Here is a 10845-nt window from a genome sequence, read left to right on the forward strand (position 1 = left end):
CCGTTCCTCCCCGCCAGGGCTGCCGGTTATAAAAAAGGCTGCCCCGACTTCCGACGGAACAGCCTTGTTTCTGTTATTCGTCAGAAATCACGAAATATCCGGGTGCAGAAGCAGACCGGACAGTCGTCCGCACAGAAGCGCGAGCAACAGCGAAGATGCGGAGTTTGCATTCTTCAGTGAGCTGGCGGTGAGGCGTTCGTTCATCGTGATTCCTTTCTGTGGCGTCTCATGGGACGCTGTGTTCTGACCATACGGGAAAGCGGCGGCCTTATCAAGCGTTTTCTTCGGCCTTTGTGAAGAAATGCGGAAAAGTCCGGCTCTCCACCCTTATAAAAAGGCGTTCGAACTCAGGCAGTGCCCTTCTCCGCCAGTTCTCTGGCCGTGCGGTAGTCAAACTTGCCGGAGCCGAGGAGCGGCGCCTGCTTGACGCACACGATGCGCCGCGGCGTCCACAGCGGAGACAGGCCACGGCTGGCGAAATGCGCGGCGATGCGGCTCGTGGTCACGTTGTCCACGGCGATGATGAGCGCGAGCTGTTCGCCCTTCTTCGGATCGGGCACGGCGACCACACCCAGCGGGGAATCCGGCCAGATCTCCTTAAGTGCCTCTTCCACGGCAGCGAGTGAGACCATCTCGCCGCCGACCTTGGCAAAGCGCTTGGCCCGGCCGCGGATGCAGACGAAGCCGTCCTCATCGACATGCACAATGTCGCCGGTGTCGTACCAGCCGGAGCCGTCATCCGTGACGCGGCCCGTTTCATCCCTGATGGCAAAATCCGGGCAGGAGGGAGGTTCGAGTACGCCGTTCCCGTCCGGGCGCATGTAGCCCATCATGATATTGTCGCCGCGCACCCAGAGCAGGCCGGTGTGCTCTTCCGTGATGCCCGGCACTTCCTGAAGCCGGTACTCCACGCCGGGCACGAGCCTGCCCACACTGCCCTCACGCCGGTTGGCCAGCGTGTTCACGGAGAGCAGCGGCGAGGCTTCGGTTGCGCCGTAGCCTTCATAAAGGTCAAGTCCGTACTTGTCCTTCCAGGTACGGCGCGTGCTGTCTCGCATTTTCTCCGCGCCCACGATGATCAGCCTCGCATGGCAGAAATCGTAGGGGCGGCCGTAGCGCGAATAGCCGGCGCAGAAGGTGTCCGTGCCGCAGAGAATGGTGGACTGACTCTCGTAGAAGAGCTTCGGCACGATGCGGTAATGCAGCGGCGAGGGATAGAGAAAGACGCGCACTCCCGCGAGTACGGGCAGGAGCGTACACACCCCCAGCCCGAAGGCATGAAACATGGGCAGGCAGTTGAACAGCTTGTCGCCCGCCCCGATGGTCAGAAGGCTCAGGGCCTGCCTGCCGTTGGCGTTGATGTTGCGATGGCTCAGGAACACGGCCTTGGGCAGGCCCTCGGTGCCGGACGTGAACATCACGGCCGCCGCGTCCGTGTCCGGGCGGGAAGGCGCAAGGCCCAGCCGCGAGGCAAGGACGCCGGCGAGCTTGTCGGCAAGGGACAGTTCCCGGGCCACGTCTTCCAGATAGGTCAGGCGCAGGCCCGCTTCCCTGAGCGCCTGTTCCAGCGGTTCCAGGTCGGCCAGCTTCAGAAATTTGCGGGAAGTCAGCACCGAGGTCAGGCCCACGGTGCGGCAGCAGGAGAGCACGGACGCGGAGCCGGAGGTGAAGTTGAGCATGGCCGGGACAAGGCCTCCGGCCTGAAGCGCGAAAAAGGCCGCCAGTCCGGGCAGGGACGTGGGCAGGAGAAAGCCCACGCGCTCCTCACCGCGGAAACGCCGGCGGAAGGCTCTGCCCAGCACACAGGCGCCGGTGAGGAGCTTGCCGTAGGTGAGGACGGCATGATCCTGATCCTCGGCAATGATGAAGCCGCGGCCGGACTGGGACACGCGGTCCATGAGCAGCCGCAGAAGCGTACGGTGCGGGACGGAACTCAGGTATTCGAGTTCCGTCATAAGGTCGTACATGCGCAGCCCCATGCGCCGTCGTCTCTCACGGGGAGGCAGACCTTCCGGCAGCAGCAGGCGCTGCGGCGGCAGCAGCGTCACCGTGACCTGCGGGAACCAGCGGCGGTGGGAGCGGTGCCGGGCGTAGGAAAACAGCGAGGACGCAGCTCCGTCCACGCGCACCGGCAGGATGGCGGCTCCGGCTTTGGCGGCAATGACGCCCGCTGCTTCGAGAGATTTGCGGAAGCGGGCATCGTTGTTCACCTGTCCGCTGTGGAAGAGCATACAGCGCCCTTCCCGCTCCAGCGTCCGGATCATGGCGAGTGTGGCCGCGGGGGTGGAGAAGTCGATAAAGGCGATGCGCAAGAGGGCGCGCACGGGGCGCATCCACCACTTGTGTTCAAAGGCGCTGTCCGCAATGAGGGTCACGCGACCGGGAATCTGGCCGTCGATGAGCAGCGTGTCGATGATGGAGCCGGGATTGTAGAGGATGAGGGAGCGCTCCTCAGGGGCCGGGCAATGCTCGCGCCCCCGCAACTCGACGCGGTAAATAATCTTCAGCAGAAAACGGACGACGGCGCCAAGCATGGTGCGCTCCTTCAAGCCCTCCGGCAGGGAAATTTCGGTCATCATGCCCCATTCCCGCCCGCTTGTCGAGAGAAGACGGCTGAAAGCGCAGGAGAGGTGGGAAGGCAGGAAAGGCAAAAAGCATCTTGCTTTTCTCTAACCGCCGGAGGCACGAGCGTGAAAAGTCAGGCTCGGTCATAACCTTAAAAGGGTTCGCCCGTCACGCTGAAGCAGCGCCCCCGCCGCATGATCACACATATGCCGTGGCGAGATCCTTCCAGTCTGTGGTAAAATGAGGAGAACAGTGTCTTTGCTTCATATGCCAGGGCTGTGCGCCAAGGCCTTCCGCAGCGTAATGCAGAGAGTGCTTCCCGTGAATGGCGTTGATCTTGTCCAGGCATTTCATCAAGGCTGTTTTTTCTGCGTCATTCCTGGAATCTGAGGCTAACAGATTCCCCTGCACATGGCTCTTTGGCATAAGGTCAAAAAGCATGATCCCAGCCTTGGCGTAAGGTGTATCCGCACGGAACATGCACTCGATGCCTTCCCTGGCCGCATTGATGAAGGTCAGGGTGTCAGAAGCAGGAATCACAAATGTTGTCTGCACGGTATCGCTCACAAACGGAACATGCTGCGCCGAAGTCCTGATATGAACAGCCATGCCTCCTGCCGCCAGTCCTTCCTTTCTCAGTTTTTCTGCGGCACGGGAGGCGAACGCTGAAACGGCCTGCTGCAGTGCCTCCTTTTCACAGATTTTGCTTCCGAATGAACGGGACGAAATCAGGGTTTTCCGGGAGACAGGCGCGGTGTCTTCCTCGATGCACGGTATGCCGCGAAGCTCCTGCACGGTCCGCCAGCCTGTGCTCGTCAGCCTTTTTCTGACCCACACATCATTGGCATATTTAAGATCGTACACCGTCCTGATGGCGAAGTCCGCCAGTTTTTTGCGAGAGCGCGAGCCTATGCCCCAGACCTCCGAGACAGGTATCCTTTTAAAGAGGGCATCCTGCCGCTCTTCCGTCCCGTTGAGAAAAAACATGCCGGAAGCGTGCTTTTTGGCTATGTGGTTGGCCAGCTTTGCCAGCGTCTTTGTCTGTGCGATACCTATGGAAACCGTGATGCCCGTCCAGCGGAGCACACGTTCACGGATCTCTGCGGCTATGTCCAGGGCGTTTGGAACATGGGCCGGGGCCAGGTGTACAAAGCATTCGTCAATGGAATACTGTTCCAACTCTCCAACAACACTTGAAACCGTCTGCATGACCCGCTCCGAAAGGTCTCCGTAGAGCTGGTAATTTGAAGAAAAGACTTCAATGCCGTACTTCTGGATAAGAGGCCGCGCCTTGAATTCCGGCTCCCCCATCGGTATGCCAAGAGCCTTGGCTATCCTGCAGCGGGATACAATGCAGCCATCGTTATTTGACAGCACAACTACAGGTTTCTTCCTGAGGTCAGGACGAAAGAGCTTTTCACAGCTGGCATAGAAATTATTGCAGTCGATAAGCAGGAAAAGAGACTTAAAGCTGGTGGATGACATAGGTGACGACGCCCCAGATATGGATATACTCACGCTCGGTAATGTCAATTTCAGGGTAGTCGGGATTGGCCGGGACCAGATAGACTCTTCCCTTACGGCGGACAAGTCTTTTTACAGTCAGTTCATTATCCAGAGCAGCGATGACGACACGGTCGTGCGCGGCTTCCAGCGACCTGTCCACAATGAGCAAGTCCCCATTATGGATTCCGGCCTCAAGCATGGAATCGCCGGAAGCCTTCAGAAAAAAGGTAGCCGCCTTGTTCCGGACCAGGTATTCGTGAAGGTCAAGTTTCCGATCTACATAGTCCTCCGCCGGGGAAGGAAAGCCGGCCTTCACCGGGGACAGGTAGAGAGGCAGGCCTTCGCGGAGGCCCTGCGTTGTGTCCGCCGCCCCGACAAGCTGGAGCGCAGAGGATTTCAGAACGTTGTCCATGGGCAATCAGTTTGCGAGTGTGCTGCTTTTCAGCTGAAACTTTCTCAGTTCCTGGACAAGTTCCTCCATATTTCTGGCAATACACTCGACACAGCCCGCGATCATGGTGTTGACAGGTGTTCCGGGGCATTCCCCGCCGCTGCGGACATCCGTCCGGATACCAAACACAGGTTTGCCCATGGCGTGGGCAAATCCAATTTCCCATGCCGTTCCATCGTCCACCTGCGTCCCGTCCAGAAGCGCCACGATGACATCGCACTCAAGCAGCAGGGCCTTGTCCTTCTCAAAAATTCTCCTGGGAGCCTCCTCCTTCCATGCCGTGACATCATGGGAAGTGATGAGTTCTCCGGGCCAGACAGACGTGTAGCCCCGATCCTCAAGATAGGCCTGAAAATGCTTGTGCCAGAGTCTTTCTCCTTCGGTGAACAACGGGCCTGCCTGGTAGATTTTCATCGTGACTCCTGCGTGAATCCTGATAGGAGGAATGTGTTCCTGATTTGCTGGAATATACCCCACTGTGCCGCCCTTGTATACTCCCCCAAAAGTTCACCAAAATGGCGCTTTTTGGCTATCCCTCCGTGATCCTTCGTATTTCTGCGAGCCCTTACCGTTTGAACAAATACATATTGATTTATTATTTCAATATATTAAATAAAAATATTCAAGCCTGACCTCTCCGCCGCAGGAAAATTTTGGGGTGTGTCCTAGCTCTTTTTTCTTAGCTAGGACAGCCCCAAATTTTGAATCCTTTCGCGTGGGGGAACACGTGAAAAGGAGTATGTAGTCGCACCCTTTTTTGAGGACTGACGGAAATGTTCCCTGAACAACATGTTAACCGCAACCTGTTTTTGCACCTGTTATTTTTCTTGACATAAATAATATCATTCAGGTATACTTAAAAAGTATATGGTGGTAAAACCATCAGCAAGGATACTGGATAATAACCCTTTTCATAACAGACTTAGGAAAAGATATAAAAATGCTTTTTGAAGAGTTTATACATACCATCCTTAGTCACATTCCTCGTGCACCATTGAATAATCCAGGCGGCGGAACTTCGACGATAGTACACTTTAATGAGGAACAAATTATTTACCGCAGAGGTAAAAGCAATATTCCTTTGAAAATGAAAAAATTGTATGAAGCATATGAACGCTTTCAAGGGTCTTTTGTTACGACAAGAGCTCTAAAAAAATTCGATAATTCGTTTGACTCATCGGCACGAGCACCTTCAGGTCACAGCTGCAACTGTACGTTTAGCTTTATGATTCTTATCGAGGCCGGACTGGCGGACAGCATTGTCAGAAAAGGACGCTGCTACGGTACAAATTTTATTTCAAAACCATCTGACAACAAAAAAAAATCTTTATAAAAAAATACGTTGTTCTGCTCAAGACAGAAGCATGCCACTTCAGACACGCCGCCGCACGCAGGCTCTCTTGACATGTTGCTGCCCAGGGAAGATAAGGAAATAGATCCGAATATCAGACAAAAGTCCCACTTTGGATGCAGAAAAGAACTTGGCGCGGCCATACAGAAAACGGGCAGCGTCTTGTTTAGAGGCTGCACGGGTAAAAGCCCGAACGCTTCCGCTGCGTTTCGCTCCATGGCATAAAGGTCCGGCAGGCTGAAGAAGCCATGCGGATACCTTTTGCATACCTTATGCGTTTTTCCTGTTCCCTGGCAAAGAAGTTTGAACCCTCCAACCTTGCCATGCCATGAAAAAAGCGACTGTTACCTTTCAATGCCGGTTGACAAGCCCCGGAATATTTTCGGCCTACAAAGGCTCCATGCTGCGCGGGAGCCTGGGGACGGCCCTCAGAAAGACCTGCTGCACCATACGCCGCCAGCACTGCGAGGACTGTCCTCTTGCCGCTCACTGCGCATTCCCCATGCTGTTTCTCGGAAAAAGCGTCACGCGGGGCACGTCTTACCTCTCTCTGCCTCCGCCCTGGAGCCTCACGGTAACGGACACGGGAAAGACGGTCTATGCGGCGGGTGAGAGCCTCACCTTTGACCTCACCCTGTTTTCCTACGCCGTAAGCTATCTCCCCTATTTTGTTCACGCCGTCATCCTCGCCGGGCAGAGGGGCATGGGCAAGAACGATGCAGAGGCACGAGGAACCTTCGAGGTCGAGGATATCCTCTATCAGGGGCAGTCGATCTTCCAGAAGGAAAAGCTGCGGGTCGCCGTCCCGCAGGGCGAAGAGCTTTCTCTGCCCGGCTGGAATGCTTCCGCCCCAGGCTTCGGGACACTGCTCGTATTCCTGGAGAGTCCCTGCCGCTTTAAGGCGGACAATCACCTCTCCTCCGGACTCTCGTTCCGCCGGCTCATCGACCTCATCGTCCGCCGGCTGCGCGCACTCTGGGCCCTTGATGAAGAGCGCGTCGTCATCGACAATTTCTTTGCCATGCTGGAGAGGGCAGACACCATCGACACGGTGGAGAACTGCCTGTTCTGGAAGGACTGGACGCGCTACTCCTCACGGCAGAATTCCTCCATGCAGCTTGGCGGCCTTCAGGGAAGCATACGCTATCATGGGGATCTGGCAGACTTTCTGCCCTTCCTGACACTGGCGCAAGAAGTGCATATTGGCAAACAAACCAGCTTCGGCCTCGGCCGGATACGCTTCCAGTGGTTCCCCGATGAAAAAGATTCTGATAGCCCTGTGCGGTAAACATCCCCAGATCATTACGGAAACGCTGTACGCGCTGCACGGCAGACAGACCTTTCCCGACCGCGCCATCATCCTGACCACGGAGGAAGGCCGCGCCCGGTGTCTGCACCTGCTGCTCGATCCCGAACACGGCAGACTGCCCGCGCTTCTGCAAAGCCTCCGGCGCAGCGCTCCCCACCTTCTCCGTGCGGAAGACATACTCACGCCGCCTGGCCCGGAGCCGGTGCCGGATATTCACACGGAGGAGGACAGCCGCCGCTTCCTCGAACTCTGCCTGAGTACGGTGTTCCGTCTGAGCCGTGAGCAAGGCAGCGAGCTTGTCTTCTCCATCGCCGGCGGGCGGAAGACCATGAGCGCCGCCCTGGTGCTGGCGGCGCAGTGCTACGCACGGCCCCAGGATTCCATGTTCCACATCCTTGTGCCGCAGGAACTGGAAGGTGACCCGGCCTTTTTCTATCCCGATGGCAGGCAGGATTCCGGCGTTCTGACGCTCACGCCCGTGCCCTTCTTCCGCATGAGGGAACATCTGCCTCCCGGCTTCCTGCAATCGCCTGGCACACTGGAAAGCCTGAGTTATGTGTGTATGCCCCAGAAACCGCTGCAACTCATGCTCGACCATGAACAGCGCAGCCTCTCCTGCGAGGGCAAAAGCCTGCGCCTCCCGCCGTCCCTGTTTGCCGTGTACGCCTTTTTTGCCCGGCAGCAGCCGGACTGCCCCGCGAATCATGGCCTCTGCCCCGAAACCTGCTCTGCATGCGCCATGACCTGGCCCGAGGTGGCCGCGAAACTGAACGACATCCTGCGCATCTATGAGACGCTGGAAGAAAAACCTCTGGCACGGGGGCAGACAGGCATTGTCCACCTGTCTGCCGAAAATTTCAGAAGTTCTCTGGCCAAATTGAAGCGCAGCCTGATTCAGGCGTTCGGGCCGGCAACGGGCATGAGGCTCTGCATCGTTTCCCTGAAGTCCGGGCACATGGCAAGATACTGTCTGCGCCTCCCCAGAACGCAGATTTTTACGGCTTCGCAACGTTGCAACCGTTGACGCTTGCTAAGAACACTCTATAATCTGACGTATACTTACTCTCAGGAGGACTTATGGAAGAGCTGGAACAGCAGCTGGTCGTTGTGGCCGCACTCCTCCACGATATCGGCAAATTCGCCCAGCGCGCAGGCGCGCCGTACAGTGAAAACCTCATGCAGGAATTCTGTCCGGGCGGCGTCAGCCACACGCATGTACTCTACACAGATTATCTCATCGAAAACCATCTCCCCCTGCCGCCGGAGCTGGAACCCTTCCGCAGCAGGCTCGCCCGCATGGCCTCGGCCCATCACCGTGCCGATTCCGATTCGCGGGAAGAGCTGTGCATACAGGATGGCGACCGCCTTTCTTCCGGCAGCGACAGGATAGAGGGCGACAGCGGCGGCACGAAGGAAAGCGCCCGCATGGAAGACGTTTTCTCCCAGGTACACCTGCGGCTGCAAAAGCTGGACGACTCCCCGCGCCGCTACAAGCTCCAGCCTCTGGACTCGGAGGGCGCTCCCCTGTTCCCTGTCCGGCAGGAAGAGGCGCAGAAGACGACATACGGCGAGCTGTACGCAAACTTCCTTGCGACTCTGAAGGAGTGGCAGCACGGTGCGCCCTGCACCATGGGCACGAGGCACTATATCAACTCTCTGCAAACGCTGCTCGAGCGCTTTACCTGGTGCATCCCCTCATCGACATACAAAACGCGGGCCGACGTCTCCCTCTTCGACCACAGCTATACCACCGCGGCCATCGCGCAGGCCCTGTACCACGGAACACAGGGGAACGGCTCGCTCAGAAAGACGCCGCTTCTGCTGCTGGGGGGCGAACTTTCCGGCATACAGGCCTTCATCTTCGGACAGGGTGAACAGGGAGACCGCGGCGCCAGCAAGCTGCTGCGGGCACGCTCCTTCAGCCTCCAGATGCTCACCCGATCCATCTGGCTCACGCTGCTGGAACGCTGCGGTCTGAGCAGCACGGCGCGCATCATGGACGCGGGCGGGCGCTTCATCCTCCTGCTGCCCGATACGCCCGCCGTGCGCAGCGCCGTCTCCGAGCTTACCGAACAGGCCATGCGCTATGTGCTGGAATATTTCAACGGCGTGCTGCGCATCACCTTCGCCACACAGGAACTGAAGGCCGAAGACCTGGTCATGGACAAATTCCACGCCGTCTTCCAAGAGATGAACGACCGGCTGGAAAGGGAAAAGCTGCGCCCCTTTGCGCCCCTGCTGGAACAGGGCTTTCCGCCCATCATCGGCATCAGAAGCGGCGACTATGCGGAACACGGCCCCTGCCCCTTCTGCGGCGTCCGCCCCGCAGTGGAAAACGAGGACGGCGAAGCGGCCTGCCGTATCTGCTCTGCCCTCATCCGGCAGATAGGCAGAAGTCTTCCGGACGCTCGCTATGCCGTGTTCTCCCGCACGGGCAAAGGCTTTCCGCTGTTCGGCGGCCTGCGCCTGCGTCTGGAAGAATCCGTGCCCGGACACGCGGACGCGGAGGCGTTGGACATCCTCAGCCTGAAGGATCGCCGCTTCTTTTCCGCCGCCCCTGTGGCAGGCTATGTGCCCCGCATGACGGAGGCCGACAGCAGGCGCTGGCAGACGGAACGCCGCACCATGCCAAAGGACGGGGAAACGCAGGAAAGCGGTGCGCCGAAGACCTTCGGCGTCCTGGCCGAGGAAGCGCGGATCCCCTCGGAAAAAGGCTTCCGCTCCGTTCCGTTCCTGGCGGCCTGCAAAGCCGACGTGGACAACCTCGGGCTTATTTTCGGCATCGGACTGGAATCCGGGGGGCGAAGCCGCTTTTCCATTTCGCATTTCGCCATGCTCTCGCGCATGATGCACCACTTCTTTTCCTCGTACCTCATCGGCGTCATCGAAAGGGAGTTTCCGAACATCTATGTGGTGTTCGCCGGCGGCGACGATCTCTTTGTCCTCGGCCCCTGGAGCGACGCGGTGCGCTTTGCCGAACGCCTCTATGACGACTTCAGCCGCTTCACCGGCTTCAATCCCGATGTCACGCTGTCCGCGGGCGTGGCGCTGGTCAAGCCCGGCGTTCCCATGCGGGCCATCAAGAATCTTGCGGAAGAACAGCTCGAAGCGTCCAAGGGGCGTAAGGAAAACGGCGTCCCCGTAAAGAACGCCGTCTCCCTCTTCGGCGTCACCTGCCTGTGGACGAAGCTGGCCAGTCAGCTAGAAAAGGGCGCATGGCTCGAAGACCTGTGTCTGTCCGGCGGCGTCACGCAGGGCTTCGTGCGCCGGCTGCTCGAGTATTCCCGACAGGCGCGGGCCTTTGCCGGAGGCGACGTTTCCGCGGGGCTGTACCGCTCACACATGGTCTACGACATGGCGCGAAACTGCAGCAAGAACATGGCGGCAAACGACAGGGACAAGCTGAACGCACTCTGCCATGAGGAAGACTTCAAAGAGATGGAAATCGCCATTACCTGGGCGCTCTACAGGACACGCACGACTGCATAGGAGGCAGCATGTATTACGAAGACGACGGAAAAACCATGAAAACCGAATGGGTGGATTCCAAGGCCAGAGAGATGGCCAAAAAGTTTGCGGATCCGGATAACAGGGAGCAGCCTCTCAAGAGTTCCCAGCTTCGGAAGTTCTACGCTGACGTAAAGAACCTCGAACTCACATGGA

General features: G+C 58.1%; 7 protein-coding genes and 1 pseudogene. 4 read left to right on the forward strand and 4 right to left on the reverse strand.

Annotated elements, in window-relative coordinates; genetic code table 11:
- Positions 1 to 347 precede the first annotated feature (347 nt).
- The 4 genes from Q0Z94_RS05880 to Q0Z94_RS05895 all read right to left on the reverse strand — a co-directional run bounded on the left by Q0Z94_RS05880 (position 348) and on the right by Q0Z94_RS05895 (position 4936).
- Positions 348 to 2579 (reverse strand): AMP-binding protein, encoded by a 2232-nt coding sequence (locus tag Q0Z94_RS05880; RefSeq protein ID WP_298068091.1) that lies wholly within the window; start codon positions 2577 to 2579, stop codon positions 348 to 350.
- A gap of 184 nt (positions 2580 to 2763) precedes the next feature.
- Positions 2764 to 4050: a Y-family DNA polymerase gene (locus Q0Z94_RS05885; RefSeq protein WP_298068092.1), complete on the reverse strand. Its 1287-nt coding sequence runs from the start codon at positions 4048 to 4050 to the stop codon at positions 2764 to 2766.
- Entirely contained in the window at positions 4031 to 4483 is a 453-nt protein-coding gene (gene umuD / locus Q0Z94_RS05890; RefSeq protein ID WP_298068093.1) for a translesion error-prone DNA polymerase V autoproteolytic subunit, read from the reverse strand. The genes Q0Z94_RS05885 and umuD overlap by 20 nt, the downstream gene beginning before the upstream one ends.
- A gap of 6 nt (positions 4484 to 4489) precedes the next feature.
- Positions 4490 to 4936 (reverse strand): nucleoside 2-deoxyribosyltransferase, encoded by a 447-nt coding sequence (locus Q0Z94_RS05895; protein WP_298068094.1) that lies wholly within the window; start codon positions 4934 to 4936, stop codon positions 4490 to 4492.
- Positions 4937 to 5462: 526 nt separating this feature from the next.
- Between Q0Z94_RS05895 and Q0Z94_RS05900 the strand changes: the two genes are divergently transcribed.
- The 4 genes and pseudogenes from Q0Z94_RS05900 to cas10 all read left to right on the forward strand — a co-directional run.
- Entirely contained in the window at positions 5463 to 5855 is a 393-nt protein-coding gene (locus Q0Z94_RS05900) for a hypothetical protein (RefSeq protein WP_298068095.1), read from the forward strand.
- 418 nt (positions 5856 to 6273) lie between these two features.
- The gene (gene cas6 / locus Q0Z94_RS05905; RefSeq protein WP_298068096.1) at positions 6274 to 7161 is read left to right on the forward strand and encodes a CRISPR system precrRNA processing endoribonuclease RAMP protein Cas6; all 888 of its coding nucleotides are present in this window, start codon (positions 6274 to 6276) and stop codon (positions 7159 to 7161) included.
- Positions 7130 to 8206: a CRISPR-associated ring nuclease Csm6 gene (gene csm6, locus Q0Z94_RS05910; RefSeq protein ID WP_298068097.1), complete on the forward strand. Its 1077-nt coding sequence runs from the start codon at positions 7130 to 7132 to the stop codon at positions 8204 to 8206. Before cas6 ends, csm6 begins: the two co-directional genes overlap by 32 nt.
- Positions 8207 to 8250: 44 nt before the next feature.
- Positions 8251 to 10671 (forward strand): annotated as a pseudogene (gene cas10 / locus Q0Z94_RS05915) (type III-A CRISPR-associated protein Cas10/Csm1); the annotation flags it as partial.
- Positions 10672 to 10845 lie beyond the last annotated feature (174 nt).

Origin of the sequence: uncultured Mailhella sp. (genome assembly GCF_947631555.1) — a bacterium.
Classification (GTDB): domain Bacteria; phylum Desulfobacterota; class Desulfovibrionia; order Desulfovibrionales; family Desulfovibrionaceae; genus Mailhella.

Excerpts from the sequence above, each read along its gene's own strand:
- cas6 (WP_298068096.1), top strand. The coding sequence starts at position 6,274 with ATGCTGCGCGGGAGCCTGGGGACGGCCCTCAGAAAGACCTGCTGCACC.
- Q0Z94_RS05895 (WP_298068094.1), bottom strand. The coding sequence starts at position 4,936 with ATGAAAATCTACCAGGCAGGCCCGTTGTTCACCGAAGGAGAAAGACTC.
- Q0Z94_RS05880 (WP_298068091.1), bottom strand. The coding sequence starts at position 2,579 with ATGATGACCGAAATTTCCCTGCCGGAGGGCTTGAAGGAGCGCACCATG.
- Q0Z94_RS05885 (WP_298068092.1), bottom strand. The coding sequence starts at position 4,050 with ATGTCATCCACCAGCTTTAAGTCTCTTTTCCTGCTTATCGACTGCAAT.
- umuD (WP_298068093.1), bottom strand. The coding sequence starts at position 4,483 with ATGGACAACGTTCTGAAATCCTCTGCGCTCCAGCTTGTCGGGGCGGCG.
- csm6 (WP_298068097.1), top strand. The coding sequence starts at position 7,130 with ATGAAAAAGATTCTGATAGCCCTGTGCGGTAAACATCCCCAGATCATT.
- Q0Z94_RS05900 (WP_298068095.1), top strand. The coding sequence starts at position 5,463 with ATGCTTTTTGAAGAGTTTATACATACCATCCTTAGTCACATTCCTCGT.